This is a genomic window from uncultured Massilia sp. (assembly GCF_913773735.1).
Taxonomy (GTDB): domain Bacteria; phylum Pseudomonadota; class Gammaproteobacteria; order Burkholderiales; family Burkholderiaceae_D; genus Telluria.
The window spans coordinates 89471-111299 of the sequence record NZ_CAJYEB010000034.1 but is presented as its reverse complement, the minus strand read 5'-3'; the positions used below and the strand labels follow the sequence as shown (position 1 = coordinate 111299).

General features: G+C 56.9%; 19 protein-coding genes. 1 reads left to right on the top strand and 18 read right to left on the bottom strand.

What is annotated here, in order from left to right:
* Positions 1 to 12: 12 nt before the first annotated feature.
* The 16 genes from QZ749_RS16925 to QZ749_RS16850 all read right to left on the bottom strand — a co-directional run bounded on the left by QZ749_RS16925 (position 13) and on the right by QZ749_RS16850 (position 17734).
* On the bottom strand, positions 13 to 1137 hold the full coding sequence (locus tag QZ749_RS16925) for a glycosyltransferase (RefSeq protein WP_296949173.1): 1125 nt from the start codon (positions 1135 to 1137) through the stop codon (positions 13 to 15).
* Complete coding sequence (locus tag QZ749_RS16920) at positions 1137 to 1898, bottom strand: formyl transferase (RefSeq protein WP_296949171.1); 762 nt, start codon at positions 1896 to 1898, stop codon at positions 1137 to 1139. The genes QZ749_RS16925 and QZ749_RS16920 overlap by 1 nt, the downstream gene beginning before the upstream one ends.
* Positions 1895 to 2848 (bottom strand): polysaccharide deacetylase family protein, encoded by a 954-nt coding sequence (locus tag QZ749_RS16915; protein ID WP_296949170.1) that lies wholly within the window; start codon positions 2846 to 2848, stop codon positions 1895 to 1897. Before QZ749_RS16915 ends, QZ749_RS16920 begins: the two co-directional genes overlap by 4 nt.
* A gap of 33 nt (positions 2849 to 2881) precedes the next feature.
* Positions 2882 to 4144 (bottom strand): oligosaccharide repeat unit polymerase, encoded by a 1263-nt coding sequence (gene wzy / locus QZ749_RS16910; RefSeq protein WP_296949168.1) that lies wholly within the window; start codon positions 4142 to 4144, stop codon positions 2882 to 2884.
* Complete coding sequence (locus tag QZ749_RS16905; RefSeq protein WP_296949166.1) at positions 4128 to 4670, bottom strand: serine O-acetyltransferase; 543 nt, start codon at positions 4668 to 4670, stop codon at positions 4128 to 4130. Before QZ749_RS16905 ends, wzy begins: the two co-directional genes overlap by 17 nt.
* Positions 4670 to 5593, bottom strand: a complete 924-nt coding sequence (locus tag QZ749_RS16900; RefSeq protein ID WP_296949164.1) for a glycosyltransferase — start codon at positions 5591 to 5593, stop codon at positions 4670 to 4672. Before QZ749_RS16900 ends, QZ749_RS16905 begins: the two co-directional genes overlap by 1 nt.
* 1 nt (position 5594) lies before the next feature.
* Positions 5595 to 7100, bottom strand: coding sequence for an oligosaccharide flippase family protein (locus tag QZ749_RS16895; RefSeq protein WP_296949162.1), 1506 nt, complete (start codon positions 7098 to 7100; stop codon positions 5595 to 5597).
* Between the two features lie 31 nt (positions 7101 to 7131).
* Entirely contained in the window at positions 7132 to 7692 is a 561-nt protein-coding gene (locus tag QZ749_RS16890) for a GNAT family N-acetyltransferase (RefSeq protein WP_296949160.1), read from the bottom strand.
* Positions 7693 to 7703: 11 nt separating this feature from the next.
* Positions 7704 to 8696: a hypothetical protein gene (locus QZ749_RS16885; protein WP_296949158.1), complete on the bottom strand. Its 993-nt coding sequence runs from the start codon at positions 8694 to 8696 to the stop codon at positions 7704 to 7706.
* Positions 8693 to 9391, bottom strand: coding sequence for a WbqC family protein (locus QZ749_RS16880; protein WP_296949156.1), 699 nt, complete (start codon positions 9389 to 9391; stop codon positions 8693 to 8695). The genes QZ749_RS16885 and QZ749_RS16880 overlap by 4 nt, the downstream gene beginning before the upstream one ends.
* The gene (locus QZ749_RS16875; protein ID WP_296949154.1) at positions 9388 to 10506 is read right to left on the bottom strand and encodes a DegT/DnrJ/EryC1/StrS aminotransferase family protein; all 1119 of its coding nucleotides are present in this window, start codon (positions 10504 to 10506) and stop codon (positions 9388 to 9390) included. Before QZ749_RS16875 ends, QZ749_RS16880 begins: the two co-directional genes overlap by 4 nt.
* A 50-nt stretch (positions 10507 to 10556) precedes the next feature.
* Positions 10557 to 11576, bottom strand: a complete 1020-nt coding sequence (locus QZ749_RS16870; RefSeq protein ID WP_296949152.1) for an SDR family oxidoreductase — start codon at positions 11574 to 11576, stop codon at positions 10557 to 10559.
* A gap of 23 nt (positions 11577 to 11599) precedes the next feature.
* On the bottom strand, positions 11600 to 12883 hold the full coding sequence (gene tviB, locus QZ749_RS16865) for a Vi polysaccharide biosynthesis UDP-N-acetylglucosamine C-6 dehydrogenase TviB (protein WP_373896830.1): 1284 nt from the start codon (positions 12881 to 12883) through the stop codon (positions 11600 to 11602).
* 221 nt (positions 12884 to 13104) lie between these two features.
* Positions 13105 to 14241, bottom strand: coding sequence for a glycosyltransferase (locus QZ749_RS16860; RefSeq protein WP_296949150.1), 1137 nt, complete (start codon positions 14239 to 14241; stop codon positions 13105 to 13107).
* 47 nt (positions 14242 to 14288) lie between these two features.
* Positions 14289 to 15482 (bottom strand): Wzz/FepE/Etk N-terminal domain-containing protein, encoded by a 1194-nt coding sequence (locus tag QZ749_RS16855; RefSeq protein ID WP_296949148.1) that lies wholly within the window; start codon positions 15480 to 15482, stop codon positions 14289 to 14291.
* Positions 15483 to 15535: 53 nt separating this feature from the next.
* Positions 15536 to 17734 carry an SLBB domain-containing protein gene (locus QZ749_RS16850; RefSeq protein WP_296949146.1) on the bottom strand — a complete coding sequence of 733 codons (2199 nt, stop codon included), beginning with the start codon at positions 17732 to 17734 and terminating at the stop codon, positions 15536 to 15538.
* Positions 17735 to 18233: 499 nt separating this feature from the next.
* On the opposite strand from QZ749_RS16850, the gene QZ749_RS16845 reads away from it, so the two are divergent.
* On the top strand, positions 18234 to 19379 hold the full coding sequence (locus QZ749_RS16845) for a hypothetical protein (RefSeq protein WP_296949144.1): 1146 nt from the start codon (positions 18234 to 18236) through the stop codon (positions 19377 to 19379).
* Between the two features lie 174 nt (positions 19380 to 19553).
* Here QZ749_RS16845 and QZ749_RS16840 read toward each other — a convergent pair whose 3' ends face one another.
* Both QZ749_RS16840 and QZ749_RS16835 read right to left on the bottom strand, forming a co-directional pair.
* The gene (locus tag QZ749_RS16840; protein ID WP_296949142.1) at positions 19554 to 20540 is read right to left on the bottom strand and encodes a fumarylacetoacetate hydrolase family protein; all 987 of its coding nucleotides are present in this window, start codon (positions 20538 to 20540) and stop codon (positions 19554 to 19556) included.
* Positions 20541 to 20579: 39 nt separating this feature from the next.
* A complete protein-coding gene (locus QZ749_RS16835; RefSeq protein ID WP_296949140.1) occupies positions 20580 to 21680 on the bottom strand; it encodes a phospholipase A in 1101 nt (366 codons plus the stop codon).
* Between the last annotated feature and the right edge of the window lie 149 nt (positions 21681 to 21829).

Genomic DNA, 21829 nt, shown 5'->3' with positions numbered 1-21829 from the left:
CAGCCCTGTCTGTTATTTGTTAATGAGGCGGTTATAAATGACTTCGAACCGTTCTCGCATTCGTTTCATACTGAATTCTGCATTCACTCTGCCGCTCGCCTGCTCTCCCAGATGACGACGCTCAGATTCCGGCGACTTCGTCATGCGCAACACTGCTTCAGCCAATACTTCCGAATTCTCCCTAGGTACTACCTCGCCCAAACCTCCCAACAGCACCGCAGCGTCACCGACATCCGTGGTTACACATGGCAAACGCATCGCCATGGCTTCGGCAAGCACATTGGGAAATCCCTCTGTGCGCGATGTCAGACAAAACACATCCATGGCAGAAAGGCATATGGCCACGTCTGATCGCTCGCCCAGCAATACGAACCTGTCCGCGTGGCCTGTCCGGGCAATCCATCCCACGAGTTCTGTATTTACCGACATCATATCGCGTCCAACCATCAGGAATCTAGCGTTCCGTTCCGAATCTGCAATTATCCCCGCTGCACGCACGAAATTTTCCGGATCCTTGGCAGGATTGAACCTGCCGAGCGTGCCGACAACGATTGCATCATCATCGAAACCACACTCTCTTCGTAGGGCCTCGCGTTGCTCGGCGTTAGCGCGCAGCCGAGCGAAGTCGAACCCGTTCGGAATGACGGTCATCCGGTCCGCAGCATAGCCGATACTCGCGTGCGATTTGAGCGACGCCTCGGCGGCACAGACGATGACGCGAGGGACAATGCGTGACATGCGGGCGCACACAGTGCGCAGTATCGCATTTTTACTACTCCCTCCTGCAGTGACGTCCGTCGTACGAATACCCCAGATGACGTTGCGTATTCCAGCCAGGCGAGCAGCAATCCCACCCAAGAGATCGGCATGGTACATCCATGTCTGGACCACCTGCGGTGGATGCGCGCGCAATAGTGAAATTAGCCGAAAGAAATCGCGAATGAATCTGTTCTTGAAATCGAGCTGAATAACCTCGATCCCGGCTGCGGCAAAACGCTCGATCATGCCACCACCCGGCGTCAGCGATACCACGGAATGTTGAAAGGATCCGCCGATCGAACTCGCAATCAAACGCAGCATAGCCATCTCGGCCCCACCGACCTTCAAACCGCTGATAATGTGTACAACGTGTGCCATTAACGTACTCCACGCAATAACCTGCCAGACAGATATTGCCAGATCGTCGGATGATGCCATAACGTCGACTGCAGGTCGTCTCTTCGAAACGCCTGCAAGCGACCCGCCACAATATCGTCGATGGCTTTCATCATGAGCGGAATGCCTGCAACATACTGTTTTACAGGATAGGTCACAAAACTGTCGCGAGCATCGACGTCGATCGTTTGCTGGTAAAGAATATCACCTGTATCGATCCCGCTGTTTACCAAGTGCACGGTCACTCCGGCATTGGCGGGATCATTGCAGTACAGGGCCCAGTATCCCCCATGGACCCCCCGGTACGCCGGGGTAATCCCACAATGCGTGTTCAGGAATTTGGCATCGGAAGCCGCAAGAACAGCACTTGAGATAATACGGGTTCCATTGACGACGACTATGTCTGGACGTTGTTCACGAAGCCAGGCAATGCAAGCCGGCGAATTAACCGATTCGCAATCATGGATCTCGATGCCGGATGGCCGTTCGGTTTTCAATCTAGCCTGCTGTACAAGTTCCTTTCGACGACTGCTCCCTGATCTACTGAGGAAAGGAACGAGAGCCATGAACATCAATTGACCCAACACCGCCCACCATCCAAGCCGTCTAGCACGACGCTCGAGCAATGTGCGGCGTGATACCGGTTTTTCAAGCATGACTGATATGCTAGGCCACTTTTCCCTAAGCGCATTTACCATCATCCATGTGGAAGCACTTTCCTGTGCCAGAACGACAATATTCATACAACTTTGACCTTGGCGAAATCTTGCATCGCAAGGGAGCGCATGCCATTGCTATCGCGAAGACGGCAATAATGCTGCAAAATTTCCTCCAGCGTGTGCAGGTTTTTTTCGGTCTCGAGTCCGAAATTATGGGGATGCCACCACAAATGGAAAACTCCGTTGGACGCCGCTGCTTTGCTCATTTCCGATTTGATCCTGTGAAGCCGGAGCTTTTCCAGAAATCCGAGTTTTTGCGAATAAGGACGCAAGAACTGACTGGCACGAACGTTTACCAATCCGTCGTCATAAGTGGGACTGCTGACATGCGAACCCGTCAGACTGACCCAACTGTCCGCAAATCGCACTGCACGTCCAGCTACGCCTCCGGGTGTAACGTGCCCATCAGCATACAATGCATGCGATGGGTTGCCGCGAAAAACCTTGATACCAGCCTGTCGCAATACTGGCAAATATTCTGGCTTGACTTGGTTACGCGGGAACACGATGCTTTTATATGCGACACCCAAATCTTTCCCCACAAAGGCTGCGCATTCAAGGTCAGCTGCGAACTGCTCAGGCGATGCACCAGGCTCTCTACAATAAAAATGACTGTAAGTGTGAGTGGCTAATTCTTGCCCAGGAGTATCAAGAATTTTTGACACTGTTGGGCGGCTGAAAAAGAGGGACTGATTTGAACGAACAATATCAGTTAAAGTGTAGGTAGAACAAGTTCTTCTTGTATAACCCGGTGTCAAACGAGGAGAAATTTCGCGCCAGTGCTCAAAATCACGGCACATTAGCATACCGACTGTCGCCCACGTCGCCTTTACTTCATATCGATGGAATAATTTCAAAATATGTGGAATTGCATACAATGCGCCTTCAATATTTTTCCGATATGAAGATATCGTGCGAGAGTCAGCAACCCCCCAGAACAACTCGAAATCTAAACTTATTACAAGTGCAGACATGAAATTTTGCTCCATTTCAAGCTCTAGCGAAAACTATGGATATGAAATTTCAGAGGTATCACTGTACCTTTTGAATCCAGAAAGGAAAAACTTCAAAACCAAGAAAATTAACATTGCATGAATCACGCTGACAAAGGTAGCAAACCAAGGTGGCAACAAATAAACCAGCCATGCAAGCCAAACCATATCTTTTACGGTCTCGTTCCATCCAATCCATTTTGCAAGAAAAACAGCAATGGCGCCGAGCGAGATGGTGTAAAGAAGATAAAATGGAATCAGGTGCGGAGCGATAAAGAACCAGCCAACATAACCGATGTTCGTATTCCAATCGCCTAGCATCTCAGGTTGCCAAGAAAAATCCCCATATTGAGTAAAGGCAACTCCTATCGGGATGTAATTCTCATGGAATAAACTCTTTTGGATAAATATTCCATGTAATCCCTCGAGCCAAAACGGCGTAAAGGCCCCCCTTGCAAATTCTTCTTGAACGTAGGCTTGCACGCGCGCGACCTCGACAACAAGTGATGTGACTTGCAAACGTCCAATTACCTGCTCAATGCCGGCACCGATGATTGTCAAAACATCTTCAGACGACAGATTGTTTGAAATCGAAGTAAAAAATGTTTCCAATGACATCCCAGATGTAGCCGAGAGCCGAAACACCCATTTGATATTAACGAGAACTGGGTAAAAAAGAATTCCTATTGAAGCGACCAAGGCAACCATTCGCCAAGAAATTCTTCCGGATCTATATGCCCTACACCACTCGAAAAACGCCACGAACAAAAACATGCCTGACCAGCCTCGCATCATGTTCGATAAAATCCAAACGATCAGATTCCATTTAAACCGCGGACTTTCCCGGCAGAACCCATAATAAATAAAAAATAGAGCATCAACAGGGACTGCCACCCAGAATAATGCCAACGGATTATTACTTCGACTTGTGTTTGCACCGGCAATGTTCACGCCGGCAGCAAAATTGAAAGCCATGAATCCTAATTGAAGAAAAATTAGAATGATCCCTATTTTTTCCGCGACGGACTCATCAAGACTTCCAATGCTTAACTTATTTATTCGAATTTTTGAAATGAAGCTGAAAACCGGGCCCAGAAGAAAAATATAAGACGAACACACTAACAACGTAGCAATCCAAAGGATATTTTTGCTATACAACGGGTTACCAGAGAGGTCGCCAATCAGCATTCCACTGGCCCACATAATACCAGCGGCGACCAGATTAACAGCCACATATAAAAGAACCCAATGATTTCTCGGATTATCTTTGATTTTCACTGCGATTCCTCACAACTTTTGCCGGAATACCAACAACCACTGAATTATCCGGAAAATCTTGCAAAACTACACTGTTTGCTCCAACCACTATATTTTCACCAAGCGTTACTGGACCAAGAATTTTAGCACCGGTGCTTAACACCGAATTATCGCCAAGAGTCGGCTGATTCCCAACACTGGATTTAGTAATATCTTTATTTCCCAATGTTACGCCATTAAATATTTTACAATTTTTACCAATTTTCACGTCAGCGCCGATCACAATATCATGGCCATGAACGACAACAAGCCCTGGCCCAATTTTCGAACGGCATGAGAGATCACTTGAGAATACAATTCGTATGAAATATTCGATGAAAAATCTCATGGGATGACCAACAATCGGCAAGGTTGCGGCGCTTTGTCCTAATCGATAAAAAAACACTAGATGAGCAGAATGGTTGAATATCGCCCATTTCAAATTTGGAATAAATCGCTTACTTCCGCTTGCAGCACGGAGATCTGCAGCAAAAAAACCAATCCCCATTACTTGACTTTCCTTACTTGCGAAGGAAGCTTGAACATCGATACCATATGTCGTTGAGAATATATATCTGCAATAACAAAAATGCTCAGCGAACGAAAAACGATGGGGAGAAATACTTTTACATTCTCCCAATGTCTATTTTTTAGTGCCGCCAAGAAAAGAGTCGATGCGGCGAACGATATATCGCGGCGATGATGCGGATATTTTTTCAGAAAAAAATCAAAAGAATCACGCAAGATTCTTTTCGTTAGATTACCTGAAGATGCCACTCCAATACCAACACGATATACGCCCAACGGCAAATTACTCGAAAATGCCGCTGTACCATCCTGAATTTGCTCGACATTAATGAAATAATCGACCACCGGAAAGTCTGGTAAATTAAAATCCCTCACCGATGATCGATACATTTTGGAGCTATTCATCCCGATGGTGATGAATCGAATCAACTGTCCGCGAGAAAACCCTTCCTTCGGAATACGTTGAGGATCGATCAAATCATCTACCAAAACGTCTCCACTAAAACTAAGCAATTTCATGCGGTGCCATACAATATTGCATTTTGGATGACTATCCAGATAATCAACCTGTGACTGCAATTTTCCTGGAAGGGCATAATCATCTCCGTCCATATGTGCAATATACTCGCCGCATGCTTGCTCGTGAGCGAAAATATAATTCTTCGCAGCGCCCACGTTTTGCGCATGAAAAACAGGCTTTACAATTTCTGGATAACGTTCGGCATATTCAGATACTATTTTTTTTGTGGCATCCCGCGAACAATCGTCAGCGACAATAACTTCAAAGCGGAAGTTGGTTTTTTGCGTAACCAGACTTTCGAGGCAATCTCGAATATATTTTTCGTGATTATAAGTTACAACACAAACCGAGACCTTCGGCTGAATAGCGACAGTTTCTTTCATATCAGTTCGATCCAGCCTTGAGAATAAAACGTGCTCGAATGCGTCCACGAAGCAGCTCGGAACCGAGTGCTGAAGCTGCGAGAAGAACAATACCTATCAAAACAAGGCAAACAAAAAGAAGAATGCGATTATGTGGGAGACTGATGCAATACCGCATTACAAATGCAAGTGGCACCATAATTACCAAAGGTTTGAGAATATCTTCAGTCAACCATTTGATATGCAAGCCTGGCAAAAATCTTACATGTACTAAAGGCACCCAAAAAATAAAATAAACCACATTAGAGGTAATCCATGCTGCACCAGCGCCGATAGCACCAAATTTTAATGTCGCAGCGATCAGCGAAGGAATCAGCAAAACTACAAACAATAAATTTCCCAATAAATGCAAACGCAGATTTCCCTTTGCATACTGCAAATAATAAGGAAACGCGGCCAATGCTAGAACGCTGTTCCCCAAGGCATAGAGAGCCATAACTGGCGCTGCTTTATGAGCGACCACGATGTCGCCTGTCCATGCCCATAGAAGCTGTTCAGCAAACAAAGCGAGCACAACCGCCGCAGGGATGGTTACAACACCTATGAGTTGTGTAGTGGTGCGGTATAGTCGTATGAAATTTTCGCCATTCTCTTCTGCTGCAACTCTTGTTAATCGTGGTAGCACGGCAGTGCTAATAGGACCGCTAAGTATGGTGACGCCCCCAGCCACGAGCACTGCTAGAGTAAAATAAGCGTAGTCACCAAGCGGTAATAATTTAGATAAAATTAATTTATCGGTCTGCGATACCAATACCCAAATCGAACTTGTAAAAGCAATACTGAGAGAAAATTGCAACACATCTTTTAAGGGACGCCAGTCCCACGGCATGAAACTCGATTCAGTTAATTTAGGCAGCAGTCTGTATACCTTCATGACTAAGATCGCAAGTTCTAGCAACGCGATCATCAGTTGGTATGCAAAAAACACAGTTGGAGTCGTGCCTATGAAAATAAAAACGGGAACGACAAGGACGAAACGTGCGCTAGCGACGATTATATTGAAAGCGCTTAGCCACACCATTTTCTCGAAACCATTTACAGCGCCTCGGTATAAGCCGGATATCCAACGCAACGATACAATTATCCCAACAAGCATGAGTGCGTTACGCACTTCTTCGTGAGATAGTTTTTGGACATTCAGCCAGTCAACTGAGAGCTTTTCCGAGAACAAGATGAAGGCGCCGCCAGCTAGGGTTGCAACACCAACAAAGATCCCTTCTAGTGCGCGCAATAGACGACGAAGATTTAATGCGTTGCCCGTCCCGCCTCGGTATTGAGCCGTGGCTCTAGCCATTGTCGGTGTCAAGCCCATATCCAAGAGCTGAAACCATGCTTGTATCATGGCAAAAAAACCAACCAGACCATATGCTTCCGCTCCCATGTACTTTACGTACATCGGAACCATTACGATACCAATTAATGCCACATAACCCTGACTGGCATAATTGGCAACAATGTTTTTTTTCAAGGACAAATCTTGCCTCTTTTGTGACTCAGTTTTAATCCCAGTATTTGTTCTTCTTTATTATGTCAAAGTAATCTTCGCGCGTTACGCCTACGACCACCTTATCGTGAAATTGGCCGTCGCGGTGATACCAGTTGCGCCGCACACCCTCATGTTTCCAACCGCACTTTTCTAGGTAGAATTTGATAGACCGTTCGTTATAGGCAATCATATCGCCATCAAGTCGGTTCAAGCCGAGTTCCATAAACGCATACCGCATGAGGGCCAATACGGTATCTAACGCGTAGCCGCGACCGCGCAAGTTTGCTTCACCTATCATCATGCCATGGAAGGCAGTCCTATTTTTCCAGTCGATATTCACGAGATTAGCAGTACCGATCATTCCTTCTTCAGGCGTGTCGATGCAAAATACGTGATCGGTTGGATTAGCATCCTTGCGACTGCGGACCCACTCTTCAGTTGAACGGCTGGAAAATGGAAAGTGCCAACCACCTAGCATTTTCCACATCTCGGGATCATTGCTCCATTTGTGCAGTTTCGGGACATCTGATAATTCTGGCGCACGCAGGGTGACGATCTTACCGTTGATATTCATAATTTACTCTATTACTGGTTACTGGATCTATTGCTCAGGAATGAAACACATGTCTCGACAATACGCTCCATGTCTTCCTGCACATATCGCTGATCACATGGTAGCGGTAGCAAATTCTTTGTGAGCTTGGCTTCGATTGTGCGTTCATTTACCCGCTTCAGCACATCTGGCCAATACGTTGCAACGAAGATTCGAGAAGCAATCAAATGCTCGCGCAAGCCTGGCGCCTCGACAAGCAATGGATAACATAACGGGCCATTTGTCACACCTTCCTCAAAAACGCATCCATTCAACTCGCCGAGTCGCGTATGCAATACGGCGAAATTTTCGCTACGCTGACGCCGTGCTCGATCTAAATCCATGGTTGCGAGAAGAGATTCCGTCAACTGTGACATGCGACGCGGCTCCATTGCTTGCTCGAGAGAGTCCTCGGCAAGCTTGTAACTCGCATAACCCGCTTCTGGCGTACTTGCCAGACGCTCCAGCAAATAGGAAGCACGTCTGAGAGAGTCCATGTCACGCTGCGTCGGCATTTCGATCGGTAGGGTCGTCAGTAACAACCCACCATCTGGCACACCGAAAAACTTGCGTGGAGAATAAATCGTGGCAATGCAATCGCGCGGGGAGGAAAAGAATGCCTGACAGTTATCGACTACGACGTGCTTCGGCCCAAAGCGTTCAAGCAAAGAATCCACATAGCTATCACGCAATCCAAAATAGTTGACATAGTAGATCCAGTCTTTCTCATGCAAAACGATCTCGGTGGCAATATCAAATCGCGCATCAATGGAATATGGCATGCACACTACACCTGCTTCACGCAGCGGCGCATACATAGTGTCGCACAGATATAGAGGCATCCAGACCCGCGCGGGACGGGCAGAACGAAGCAGGGCCAGAAATGCGACGCGCGCTGATTGAAAACGGTATGCGCCCGGGTGAACGCTTGTCCCGGTACGTGGCAACTCCAGCTCGAAATAGCCACCGATCGCGCCCGTGCTCATGGCACTGCCGTCCCGCAGATCATGGAGCTTGCCCTCTCCCGGTCATTGAACATGAGGATATCGACAATCGACAGGCCAGGCTGGAACTGAGCGGCGAACTGCGGGTACGGAATCAGGTGAGGCTGGATGAAATGCAGTGCGACCTGTCGTTGCGCAAATTCATCATCGCCATACAAAGCGCGTCCACCCGGCAGGTTATAGTAATCGCTTGCATGTTCCTTGACGCAGATATCGAGTACGCGGTCCGTACTGCTCAGCGATGCGTTGTCGTAAATGGTAGAGCTCTGTACAAACTTGGTGGCAATGCCGAGATAATCGCAGACCGTCATAATACTCGTTTTGGCCATGGTACCGATGTCCTGCTCGCTGGAGAATACGACGCGTTGGAACAACTCGTTGACGGCGTCGAAGTGCGGCGCTTTCGCATACGAATGACGCAGACTTTCTACGAGCTTGCGGCGCCAGCCGTCTCCGGCTTGGATGCCCACCTGATTGATTTTCAAGAATGGACTTGCGCCGGCGAGCGGCACCGTGATGTAGCGCACTTCACCGGCAAGGAAGAGCCGGTTGCGATTGATCCACCCGTTCTTGATGAAATTGACGTCATCGTAAAAGACGAACTTGTCGACTGCGGCGATCAACTGGAAATACCCTATGTACGGAAAAAAATAGGGCTGCATGATGGCAAGTTTCACTTGCCGCACTCCGCAATGATGGCTGCAATACGCTCGACGTCGCTATTATCCAGATTCGGATAAATCGGCAGGCACAGTACGCGTTGTGCTACCCACGTCGCCACCGGCAGGTTCTCACGGTGGGCGGAAGGCAAGCCCCGATACATGGGGAAGTCCGAAATCAGCGGATAGAAATATCGACGCGCAACAATGCCCTGTTCCTTTAAAACTTGGTACAGTGCGTCGCGTTTCAGAGGAAACTCGTCATTGACCAGCACCGGGAAATACGAGTGATTCGAGACTTCTTGGCCAGCATTGCCGACGCAGGAAATACCGGGCACCTCAGCAAGCAGATCGCGGTACAGCCTGTCAATCTCGCCTCGACGAGCGATCGCCTTGTCGACGTGTTCGAGCTGGAGCATACCGAAGGCTGCGTTGATCTCGCTCATCTTTCCATTGATGCCAGGAGCAACCACGGTCAGTTCATCGACAAAGCCGAAATTTTTCAGATGATCGATGCGCTGCTTCGTCTTCGCGTCCGGGCAAATGATCGCGCCGCCCTCGAAGGTATTGAAGACCTTGGTCGCATGGAAGCTCAGCACCGACAGGTCGCCGTGGCGCAGGATGCTGCTGCCGTTGGCGCGCACGCCGAACGCGTGCGCCGCGTCGTAGATCACGCGCAGGTTGTAGTTGTCGGCGATTTTCTGGATGGCCTCGACATTGCAGGGATTGCCGTAGCAGTGCACCGGCATGATGGCCGTCGTGTGGGGCGTGATGGCCGCCTCGATTTGTGCCGGATCGAGGTTGAACGTATTGGGGTCAACGTCGACGAAGACGGGCTTGATACCGTTCCACAGCAGCGAATGCGCGGTCGCCACGAAGGAATACGGGGTGGTGATGACCTCGCCCGTCACGCGCAACGCCTGCAGCGCGGTGACGAGGGCCAGTGTCCCGTTCGAGAACAACGCCAGGTGCTCGACGCCCAGGTGTTCGCATAGCGCCTTTTCCAGTTGCTGGTGGAACGGTCCGCCGTTCGTGAGGATCTTGTTATCCCAGATCTTTTGCAGGTAAGGATAAAAGTCCTCCAGCGGAGGAAGGTAGGGCTGGGTGACGTAGATGGGTTTCTGGTTGCTCATGGTGTGTCTCTTGCGCGTTCGACGGATGGCACGGAGGATTCACGTGCCGCTCAGCGGTTCTGGATATACCAGGGCATCGCGGTTTCCAGGCCGTCGCGGATGCGATGGGTGGGCACGTAGCCGAGGCGGCTGGCGGCCTTGCCGATGTCGGCCTGCGAATGGCGCACATCGCCCGCGCGGAAATCGCGGTGGACGCTCGGCTTGTCGTAATGGATCCCGCTCTGCGCCAGGATGCGCTTCAGGTTGTCGACGAGCTCGTTGAGCGTCGTGATGTCGCCCACTGCCACGTTGTAGACCTCGCCCCGGTCGCCTTCCTGGGCCGTCGCGGCCAGGATATTCGCCTGCACGACATTGTCGACGAAGCAAAAGTCGCGGCTGGTCTCGCCATCGCCGTTGATGAAGATGTCTTCGCCCTTGATCATGGCGTCGATCCACCTCGGAATCACGGCCGCGTAGGCGCCGTGCGGATCCTGGCGCTTGCCGAACACGTTGAAATAGCGCAGGCCCGTGGCCTTGAAGCCGTAGCAGCGCGCGAACACGTCGGCATACAGCTCGTTGACGTACTTGGTGACGGCATACGGCGACAGCGGCTTGCCGATGCGGTCTTCCACCTTCGGTAGCCCCGGATGGTCGCCATAGGTCGAGCTCGACGCGGCGTAGGTGAACGAGGTAACACCCGATTCCTTGGCGGCCGCCAGCATGTTCAGGAAACCGCTGATGTTGACGTCGTTCGTCGTCAGCGGGTCCTTGATTGAACGCGGCACCGAGCCCAGGGCCGCCTGGTGCAGCACGTGGTCGACGCCCTTGACCGCCGCCTGGCAGGTGGCGGCGTCGCGGATGTCGCCTTCGATCATGGTGAAGCGCGCCCAGCGCTGGGGGCCGACGAGTTCACGCACTTCGTCGAGGTTGCGCTGGTGGCCGGTGGCGAAGTTGTCGAGGCCGACGACGGCCTGGTCGAGCTTCAGGAGGGTTTCGAGCAGGTTCGAGCCGATGAAGCCGGCGCAGCCGGTCACCAGCCACGTCTTTGGCTGGGCGCGCAATTCCTGCTGGATGCTGTCAAAACGATTCATACTGTGCTTTCCCATGCTGCCGGTTACAGGCGGATGTCCGCGTCGCCTTTCGGCAGGACGTATTTCAGGTCGAACAGGATATGCTGTTCCTTTCCGAAGGCGCGCAGGCCGGCGGCGCCGATCTGCTTGAATTCATTGTGCGCCACGGCGACGATGATGGCGTCGTACTTGCCCGGCACCGGCGCCGAAACGGGCGTAATGCCGTATTCATGCTGGGCTCCCTCGACGCTGACCCACGGGTCGTACACATCGACGTTGACGTTGTAGTCCTTCAGTTCGGTGACGATGTCCACCACTTTGGTATTGCGCAGGTCCGGGCAGTTTTCCTTGAAGGTCAGGCCCAGTACCAGGACGTTGGCGCCGTCCACCTGGATGCGCTGCTTGAGCATCTGCTTGACCAGGCGGCCGACCACATAGGCGCCCATGCTGTCGTTGATGCGGCGGCCGGCCAGGATCACCTGGGGATGGTAGCCGATCGATTCCGCCTTGTGGGTCAGGTAGTACGGGTCCACGCCGATGCAATGGCCGCCAACCAGGCCCGGCCGGAACGGCAAGAAGTTCCACTTGGTGCCGGCCGCCTTCAGGACGTCCTCGGTATCGATGCCCAGCTTGCCGAAGATGATGGTCAGCTCGTTCATCAGGGCGATGTTCAGGTCACGCTGGGTGTTTTCGATGACTTTCGCCGCCTCGGCCACCTTGACCGATGCCGCCTTGTGGGTGCCCGCGACGATGATGCTGCCGTACAGCGCGTCGACGAAGTCGGCCGCTTCCGGGGTCGAACCGGACGTCACTTTGGTGATGGTCGTCAGGCGGTGTTCCTTGTCGCCCGGATTGATACGCTCGGGGCTGTAGCCGATGAAGAAATCCTCGTTGAACACCAGTCCCGAGACGCGCTCGATGACGGGCACGCAGTACTCTTCCGTGGCGCCCGGATACACGGTCGATTCGAAGATGGCGATGTCGCCTTTCTTGATGATGCGGCCCAGGGTTTCCGACGCCTTTTCCAGCGGGGTGAGGTCGGGCTGCTTGTACTCGTCGATCGGCGTCGGCACGGTGACGATGTACACGGTGGCGTCGCGCAGGTCGTCCGGGTCCGTGGTATAGCTCAGGCGCACGGCAGCCGCCAGCTCGTGCGATTCGGTTTCGAGCGTATGGTCGACGCCTTCCTTCAGTTCCTGCACGCGACGGGCATTGATGTCGAAGCCGATCGTCGGGAATTTCTTGCCGAACTCGACCGCCAACGGCAGTCCCACGTAACCCAGGCCAATGATGGCGATGCGCGTGTTTTCCGATAATTTCATAGTCATTACGTTCTTTCTTGCAAATTTCTTGAGAGATCAGTGGCAACGATGCCTGGCATGGGAACCAGCGGAAACCGTTCGCACCGTCGCCTGTCCGTGGCGTCCTGCACGATGGCCTGCGACCCGGTCGGGCGCTGGCAAAGGGGTGCCCGCGGCCGGTGCCATATCGGCTGCCGGGCTTGCGTCCGCAGGACGCAGGCAGGTCCGGCGATCGGGGGGTGAAGGTATCAGGATGCCTTGATGGGCTGTTCCTCGACCCAGCGCGCGCGGAAGCCCCATTTGCCGCGCACCAGCCGCGCATAGACGGCGAGATAGGCAAACACTTGCCCGAAGACGACCAGCGCGCCGCCAGCGATCGTGCCGCCCTGCGTCACGGCGAGCATGACCGCAAGGGCGATGCACGGGGTGGTCACGCACATCACCGCGGCATTGCGGCGCCACGGCTGCGCGGCGTTCGGCGCCACCAGACGCGACACGACGCGGCGATAGACCAGGGTATGCAGGTGCAGGCCGTCGGGCGCGCCCGGGCTGGCCTTGCGCACGATGCGGCGACGGTACATGCTGTACAGAACTTCGATGACCGGATAGGCGCAAATCCCCAGCACCTGCCAGGCATTCACCGACTCGTTACGGACCAGCAGCAGCACTGCCGTCTCGGCCACCCAGAAGCCGAGGAAATACGCGCCGCCATCGCCCAGGAACAGGCGGCCGGTCGGATAATTCACCAGCAGGAAACCGAGCGCGGCGCCAACGCCCAGTGCCGCCAGCTCGGCCACCAGCATGTCGCCCGCGTTCCAGGCCACCGCGCCCAGTGCCAGCAGCATCACCACGACGACGCTCGCGGCCAGGCCGTTGAAGCCGTCGATAATATTGATCGCATTTATGCCGCCGGCCACCACGATGGCCGTCACGATCAGTGCGAACGGCGCCCAGGTCAGCAGCGCGTCGACGCCCCAGATGTCCAGCTCGTTGACGGTGGCGCCGAGCAGCCAGCTTGCCGCCAGCGCGCTCAGGATCGATGCCGCCAGGCGCATCCGGACCGATACCCGCTTGGTCACGTCTTCGACCGTGCCGGCGACGATCACCGGCAGGCCCGCGACCACGAGCAAAGCGGCGATCTGCAGGTAGCCGTTCGGGAATTTGCCGAAGGCATTCGTCCACAGCAGCGCGGCCAGGATCGCGACGACGATCGCGACCCCGCCGATGCGCGGTACCGCGACCGTATGAAACTTCTGTACGCCGTCCAGGTCATGGTCGAGCGTATGCTTGCCATGCCAGCGCTGCGACAGCACGATCAGCACGCTCGCCGCAGCACTGACGGCAGTCGTACCCAAAGCAATGTTAGCCAAGCCCAGGATTTCCATTCGCTACCTATCTCCCTTTGTTTGCGGCCTACCGGTCCGCTTGTTCCTCAACGGCTCTTGCCGAACCGTAGATACCTTTTCAGCTCTGCCCACTGCGCGGCACCTTGAGACGATGCCATCGCCTTTTCCTTCGCTTCCGCCAGGAAAGCCCAAATGATCGCGCCAAGTGCGGCAATTGCTGTCGCAAGAAGCACGATCAGGGCCCGCTTGGGTTTGGATTTACGCTCCGGCTCGACCGCAGGGTCGAGCACTTGGATGACCGAAGGATCTTTGGCTTCATCGATGCGTGCGACTTCGTATTGCTTGGCCAGCAATTCGTACAGCATCTGCTGGTATTTCACTTCACGCAGGACTTTGACGTTCTCCAAACCGCCAGTCTTGTCGGCTCCAGATACCGCGCCGCCGCGTCCGTTCTCCAGTCGCGACAGTTCGGTGCGCAGACCATTCAATTCTTCCTGCACGCGCCGATAGTCGGGATTGGCATCGGTGACGAAGGCGCGCATGGAACTCAGCTGGATTTCTTTGGCCGACACCTGGGCCTTGAGACGGCCAACCGTTTCTACGATGGCGCGGCTTTCCGCATCGACGCTGATGACGCCACGCGTGTCGAGCGTGCTCTTGAGCTCCATTTCTGCCTTGGCCAAATTGTCCTTAGCTGAGCCAAGCTGGCGCTCATAAAACATGCGGCGCTGCGACGCTTCTGTCACAGCTAAGACTTTGGTCAGCCTCAGCAGCTCGTTGACATAGGCATTGGCCAGGGGAGCGACACGCTTTCTATCCTTATCCTCGACCTCGATAGTGATCAAGTTATCCTTACCCGACGTGATGTTCGTGCTCGATTCAAGACGCTGACGAGCAATTTCTAGCGAATCAGTGTCGTAAGCCTTTTTAAGATCGAATTGTGTAACGAGGCGATCCGCGACCGTACGGCTCTTCAACATGCCAACGTATAGGTCATTCGGATTCTTCAGGCCCGCCGCGCCTGCAGCTGCGCCAGCTAGACTACCGAGCTGAGACAGCATTGCAGCCGCGCTGGACTGGCTCTGCTGCGGCGGCAACAGCTTGGCCGTCGCTTGATACACGCTAGGCAGCACCATGGCGACGCCCGCCGACAGCACGGCCGCCGCGACAGTGACGCCGAGGATGCGTTTCTTGTGCTTTGCCAACACGATCAGGATATCGACAACGCCGATCTCATCCGATTGCTGCGGCACCGCTTCCCGTTTTTCCAAATCCTGCATCTAGCTCATTCCCACATTCTTTTTGACCATGCGCACGTCGCGCCCGCCCATCGTTAATCGCGCAGCGTCTTCACCGCAGCGGCGCCCAGGCCGAAGTTCGCCAGGATCTGCGTCCACTCGCGCGCACCCTGCGTGAAGCGGCTCCAGGCCGTGGTCTTGTCGAGCTTCTCGGGCACCACGATGGTGTCGCCGGGCATGACCTCGAGGCCGCCGATCTTGCCAAAGAACCAGCCCTGGGAATCGGAGGACACCACGGTGCCGTCGACGCGCAGCACGAACACGTTCTCGAGATCGGCGTCCGGATTGGTACCGGCCATCTTCAGGTAATCCTTCACGCGGCCGTTCGGACGCCACAGCGGCGAAGCCTCGACGTTGACCGAGCCGAACACGTGCACGAAGGCCGGCTTGGACGGCACCACCAGGCGGTCGCCGTTCTGCAGTTGCACCTGCGGCAGGCGCGCGAACGAGCGCTCGTTCGGCTCCAGGCCGAAGGCGATGCGGCCGCTCGACTGGAGCTTGCGCAGGCGGTTGATGCGCTGTTCCGCCACGCGGCGCTGCGTCTCGAACTGCGCCGTCGAGGCAGCAGCGTCCGTCGGCGACATCGCCAGCGCGTTCGACGCCAGCCTCGACTGCTCGCTGCGCACCTGCGCTTCCAGGCGGTCGATGGCACGCTCGAGATTAACCTGCTGTTCCTTGCGCACTTCCTCGCGGTAGAACGCGGTGCCGAACAGGTAGGCGTTCACGGTCGGGCCGCCGGCCTTGGCGATCAGGCCCTGCAGGGTGTCGCCGGCGTTCATCTGGTACACGCCCGGGGTATTGACTTCGCCCTCGACGCGCACGAAAACCTCGCGCTTCGCGATCGGCACCTGCACGTCGTTTTGCGAGAAGATCGTGACGGTGTCGCCGGGTTGCAGCTGGATGTTGTCCGGACCGGCCGGATTGCTGAATACCCTGCCCAGGTTGAACGGAATCAGCTTGACCGTGAGGTCGGCGCGGTTCACGCGTTCGATGACGGCGTAATCCCAGTTGATCGGTTCCAGCAGGGAACCGATGCTGGCGGCGATCGACGTCGCCTGCTCGGAGGTATCCTTTTCATTGTTACCAGTAGACAGGGCGCTGTTCTGGCGGCGCGTCGAATTGCGGCTGACCAGGTATTCCCGGTTCGGGATCAGGTCGCTCACCCGCATGCCGGTCCTGAACGGCGCACGCACCGACTGGTCGACGTTGCCGCGCAGGACCACCGCGTTCGCGAAGTCCGGCGTGATCGACGTGATGTTCAGCACGTCGCCGTTCTTGAGCGTGCGCTTGAGCCCCTGGCCGTCCAGCGCGAACTGCTCCACGGTACGCGGATGGTTCGTCGACGGGTCGATGCGCTCCAGGAAGGCACGGCGCGGGTCAGCGACGACGGGCAGCCCGCCGGCGATGTCCAGCAGGGATTCGACCGTGTCGGTGCCGGTCTTCAGTTCATACACGGCCGGTGCGTTGACCTTGCCGACCATGGCGACGAAGCCGCCGGCCGACGGAATGTAGATGGTGTCGCCGTCCAGCAGCTTGATGTCGGCCGACTTGTCGCCCTTGGCGATGAAGGAATACAGGTCCAGCTCGGCCACGACCTTGCCGGCGCGCTTGACCTGCACGTGGCGCATGCTGCCGTTGGCGTTGGGGCCGCCGCTGGCGAACAGCGCGGTGACCAGCGTCGACAGGCTCGATACGGTATAGGTGCCCGGACGATTCGCCTGGCCGACCACGTACACGGTGATCGCGCGCAATTGGCCGAACGTCACGTTGACGGTAACCCCCTTGTACAGGCGCCCCACGGCGGCGCGGATCACGCCTTCGGCGTCGCCGGCCTTCACGCCGGCCAGCGGAACGTTGCCGATGGTCGGAATCGAGACCGTGCCGTTGCGGTCGATGGTGGCGCGGAAATCGATGTCGACGGTACCCCAGCCGCGGATCATCAGTTCATCGCCGGGACCCAGCGGGTAATCGGACGGCACCGGTGCATTCGAGATCGGTGCGAACGTCGACGGCGTATTCGCGAAAAACTCCGCACCAAAGATCGGCAGTGCCTTGCCGGTATTATCCGCCACGAATTTCTGGAATTCGCTTTGCGGCTTGTCGACCGCGACTTCGCGCGATGGCGGCACGCCGGCGACCGGCGGGGTGTCGCGTCCAGCCGCTCCCAATTCCCTGACCTGCCCATTGGTGATGCTGATCTTGCGCGGTGCGGAAGGCGTCGCAACGTCACCCATGCCCGAAGGCGCCGAGATGTCCTGGTTGAAGAGGTCTTGTTTGGTGCTTGCGTCCTGCGCAGCGGCGGCAGTGGACGCGACGGCCATGACCACGGCCGTAAAACGCTTGGTGAACTTGAACATTGACGGTGAGAAATGACTCGGAGGGCATGATGGAGTAATGCAGGATTTTACATGATACGCATGCACCAAGGAAACATTTTCTTGACAGAATGACTATTTTTTGTGCAGTGCAGCGTCAATTTTTCAGCAAAATTACTACAGTTAATCAGTTCAATTGCTTATCGGTCATAGTGCATCAATACAAGGCAACTTTAATTGAATACATACTCAATAATTAATGTAAAGAATTTGTGATTTTTAGCGAGAATTTAAAAATGAAAAATATGAAAGACAACTGAACTGTTCGTTATTGCGATATGAATCTGCAATCAGAAATGTAAATACAATGAGCGATACAGCCACCCATTTCGGGAAATACCGAACGCTTTGCGCCAGCTTGTTATTTGCGGCAACGGCCGGCGCCAGCACGGCCGGGTACGCCCAGTCCGGGGCCGCACAGCCGGAAACGGATCCCGCCCAGGCCGCCCTCCACGCCGAGGCCCGCACCGCCGAAGCCCGCGCCGCCATCGCCGAAGCCGAACGCGCCGAACTCCTGGCGCGCCTGCCGCCATCGACCACCAGGCCGCTGGCCGGCAGTATCGACACGAAGCAGTTCGGCGCCGCCGGCCTGGTCAAGGCCTTCGACCTGGCCCGCCAGCTGGCCGGCGAGGTCTGCGCGGTCGTGCCCGCCGGCCGGCGCGCCGTGCTGTACGAACCCGCCGCCGCGCAGGGCGTGCTGGCCGCGCGCCTGGTCGACGACGCCCTCGAACGGCTGGCGGCCGACCTGGCGCGCCAGAACGCCCAGTTGCAGCAGGTCATCGACGCGCACGCGCCGGCCGGTGCACGCGCCCTCTCGCCGCTGGCCGTGCTGACCGTCGTGCCGGCCACGCTAAAGGCGGCGGCCGACTTCGGCGCGCCGTTCAAGACCAACCTGGACGTGGACGGCATCGGCTACGGCGACGGCGCCCGCGGGCTGTTCGCGACGGCGCTGGCACACGCCTGCCCTGAACGGATCGCGGGCCTAGGCAGCGGCTACCTGGGCGAACTGGATGCGGCGCGCTACGCCGGCCTGCTGGCGCGCGTGCGCATGCTCGCAACGCAGCGTGCGGAATTCGCCAACCGCATCGCCGTCCTGCAGAAGCTGGCCGACGGCGCCAAGGGCGAGGAAAAGAAGGAACTGGCCGCGCTGGCCTCCGGCGCCGGAGCGCTGCTCAAGACCGTCGACGGCTTCGTCGAATCGCTCAAGGCCGGCGAAGCGGGCGACAAGAGTCCGCTGTTCAATGCCGCGCGCTACCTGGGCTATGCGGCGCGCACCGAGGGCATGCTGGTGCTCGACGTCGACCTGCGCCTGGAGGGCATGACGATCGTCAAGGACAGCCTGTTCACCGGCCAGAAGCTGCGCCTGTCGGGCGTGGCGTTCCTCTGGTACCGGCTGCATGCGCCGGACGGGACAATCCTGGCGGCGGATGCGCTGCGCCGGATCACGCGCCCGGTGGAGGTCGACCTGCGCGGCGCGGATGCGGGCGGCGAGTTCTGGAAGTGACACTCATAGACAATGGCGTGCATCCCGCGGATTGTCATGCAGGGTGGACGGCGCCGCCGTCCACGCGTTCGAGCAGCGCATACCGGCTCGTAGCGCAGCTGCCGACGGAACGCGTGGACGGGGGACCCGTCCACCCTACGTAGTGTTCTCCCGGCGTACGATGGGACACCGGCATCAACGCTCCAGCCGCTTCACCGTCTGCTCGATCGCCCCGAACACCGACTTGCCCTTCGCGTCCAGCATCTCGATGCGGATGGTGTCGCCGAAGCGCATGAACGCCGTCACCGCCGCCCCGGTCTCGCTGGTTTCCAGGCCGCGCTGCGCGGCGATGCACGCGTAGCCGCGCGACGCGTCCTGGTTCGACACCGTGCCGGAACCGACGATCGTGCCGGCGCGCACCTTGCGCGTCTTGCACAGGTGCGCGACGAGCTGGGCGAAGTTGAAGGCCATGTCCGCGCCGGTGTCGGGCTGGCCGACCAGGCGGCCGTTCCAGGTCGCGCGCAGCGGCAGGTGCACCTTGGCGTCGCGCCAGGCGTCGCCCAGCTCGTCCGGCGTGACGGCCACCGGGGAAAATGCCGTCGCCGGCTTCGATTGCAGCAGGCCGCAACCCGTCTCCAGTTCGGCCGCGGCCAGGTGGCGCAACGTAACGTCGTTGGCCAGCACCAGCAGGCGCACCTGCTGCAGGGCATCGTCCGGCGTCGCGCCCATCGCCAGGTCGCCGGTGACGACGGCCACTTCCGCGCCGAAGTCGATGCCCCATTCCTCGTGCGCCAGCACGATGTCGTCCATGGGGCCGAGGAGGTCGTCACTGCAGCCCTGGGCCATCACGGGGTCTTCCGGGAAGGACGGCGGCACGTCGGCGCCGCGCGCGCGGTGCGCCGGTTCCACGTGGCTGACGTAGGCCGAACCGTCGACCCGCTGGTAGGCGCGCGGCAGCGGCGCCATGCAGCGCGCCGGGTCGAAGTCGAACGGACGGCGCGCGCGGCCGGCCTGCAGTTCCTGGTACAGCGCGTCGAGTTGCGGGGCGATGAAGTCCCAGTCGTCGAGGGCGGCCTGGAGCGTGGGCGCGATGCCGTCGGCGATGTGGGCGGTCTTGAGGTCGCGCGCGACGACCGCCAGCTGGCCGTCGCGCGTGCCGTCGTTGAGGGTGGCGAGTTTCATGGCCGCCATTGTAGCGGGCGGCCGTGCCTGCCGTCCCGCTCAGAACGTGCCCTGCACCCCGATGCCGGCCGAGTTCTGGTAGTAGTTGTAGTCGATCAGGCTCTGCCCGTAGCCCGAGAAGTACTGGACGTAGCCCTTGAAGTGACCGGCCAGCGGGAAGGCCCAGCTCAGTTGCACGGCGCCGCGCTCGGTCGAGAAGTTGCGGCGCACCAGGGCCGAGTAATCGTGGCCGTTGTTGCGGTAGGTGACGTTCAGGTCGCCCCGCCCCATGTAGTCCGCGATGTCGGGATTGTTGTCGTCCGCGGCCGCTTCGTTGATGCGTTTCCAGACGCGTCCCACCACGGTCCAACCGGCGCGCTCCAGGCCGACCTGGGCATACACGCGGTTCCAGCTGCGCGACAGCGTCGACGCTTGTCCGTTCGACTGGTGCACGACGCCCAGATTAAGGAAGCGCGCGCGCATCCCGAGTACATTGAAGTCCAGCGGCGTCACCACCATCAGTTCGGGCTGGTAGTTGGTTTCGCGGAACGGGCTCGACGCCTTCCGGTTGCCGGCCTGCCAGAAGCTGTTCTGCGTGTAGCCGAACCACACGTCCACCGGCTTGCCGAACGCGCCCTCGACCAGCTTCGTCTTGAAGCCGAGCTGGAACACGAGTTCCGAGTGCGACAAGTCGGTGGCCAGGTCCGAGATATCGCGGAACGGCCGGTAGGGTTCGTTGTTCGGATGCGCGGTGCGCGTCACCATCAGGTAGTTGGCGTAATGCGGGCGGAAATTGAAGATGCCGCGCTTGTGGGCCTGGTCCAGTTCCCAGTGGTCCGCCAGGCTGAAGCCGCGCAGCTTTTCCGGCGAGAGGTCGAGCGCCGCCTCCACTTCCGGATCGGTGCGGGCCGCCGGCGTGCCCGGCGCGGGCGTGGTGCCGGTCGCGGCGGCGCTTTCGGCCGTGGCCGCGACGGCGGCCGGGGTCGTGGCGGCCACGCGCGGCGTAGCGGCCGGCGTCGACATCGAGGCCGGCAGCGAGCCCGGCAGCGCGGCGGGCTTCACGCCGGCCAGGCGGTCGTAGCAGGCCAGGCGCTGGCCGGCGTCGCCGATGGCGGCGCAGGCCGCGAGCACGGGCGCATTGGCCTCGGCCTGCTGGGCCATGGCCGGGTTGCATGCGAGGAAAACGAAAAACGGAAGGAGGCGGTATGGTGTGGCGGGCATTGTCGTCGTCATGGTTGAACACACTCTCGCGTGGTTCGATAACCACTTGACAAGAGTTTATATGACGGAGTGTCGCGGAAAACCGACTT

Excerpts from the sequence above, each read along its gene's own strand:
- QZ749_RS16875 (WP_296949154.1), bottom strand. The coding sequence starts at position 10,506 with ATGAGCAACCAGAAACCCATCTACGTCACCCAGCCCTACCTTCCTCCG.
- QZ749_RS16835 (WP_296949140.1), bottom strand. The coding sequence starts at position 21,680 with ATGGCCCAGCAGGCCGAGGCCAATGCGCCCGTGCTCGCGGCCTGCGCC.
- QZ749_RS16855 (WP_296949148.1), bottom strand. The coding sequence starts at position 15,482 with ATGCAGGATTTGGAAAAACGGGAAGCGGTGCCGCAGCAATCGGATGAG.
- QZ749_RS16860 (WP_296949150.1), bottom strand. The coding sequence starts at position 14,241 with ATGGAAATCCTGGGCTTGGCTAACATTGCTTTGGGTACGACTGCCGTC.
- QZ749_RS16905 (WP_296949166.1), bottom strand. The coding sequence starts at position 4,670 with ATGGGGATTGGTTTTTTTGCTGCAGATCTCCGTGCTGCAAGCGGAAGT.
- QZ749_RS16885 (WP_296949158.1), bottom strand. The coding sequence starts at position 8,696 with ATGAGCACGGGCGCGATCGGTGGCTATTTCGAGCTGGAGTTGCCACGT.
- QZ749_RS16920 (WP_296949171.1), bottom strand. The coding sequence starts at position 1,898 with ATGAATATTGTCGTTCTGGCACAGGAAAGTGCTTCCACATGGATGATG.
- tviB (WP_373896830.1), bottom strand. The coding sequence starts at position 12,883 with ATGACTATGAAATTATCGGAAAACACGCGCATCGCCATCATTGGCCTG.
- QZ749_RS16870 (WP_296949152.1), bottom strand. The coding sequence starts at position 11,576 with ATGAATCGTTTTGACAGCATCCAGCAGGAATTGCGCGCCCAGCCAAAG.
- QZ749_RS16840 (WP_296949142.1), bottom strand. The coding sequence starts at position 20,540 with ATGAAACTCGCCACCCTCAACGACGGCACGCGCGACGGCCAGCTGGCG.
- QZ749_RS16925 (WP_296949173.1), bottom strand. The coding sequence starts at position 1,137 with ATGGCACACGTTGTACACATTATCAGCGGTTTGAAGGTCGGTGGGGCC.
- QZ749_RS16850 (WP_296949146.1), bottom strand. The coding sequence starts at position 17,734 with ATGGGTGACGTTGCGACGCCTTCCGCACCGCGCAAGATCAGCATCACC.
- QZ749_RS16915 (WP_296949170.1), bottom strand. The coding sequence starts at position 2,848 with ATGTCTGCACTTGTAATAAGTTTAGATTTCGAGTTGTTCTGGGGGGTT.
- QZ749_RS16900 (WP_296949164.1), bottom strand. The coding sequence starts at position 5,593 with ATGAAAGAAACTGTCGCTATTCAGCCGAAGGTCTCGGTTTGTGTTGTA.
- QZ749_RS16890 (WP_296949160.1), bottom strand. The coding sequence starts at position 7,692 with ATGAATATCAACGGTAAGATCGTCACCCTGCGTGCGCCAGAATTATCA.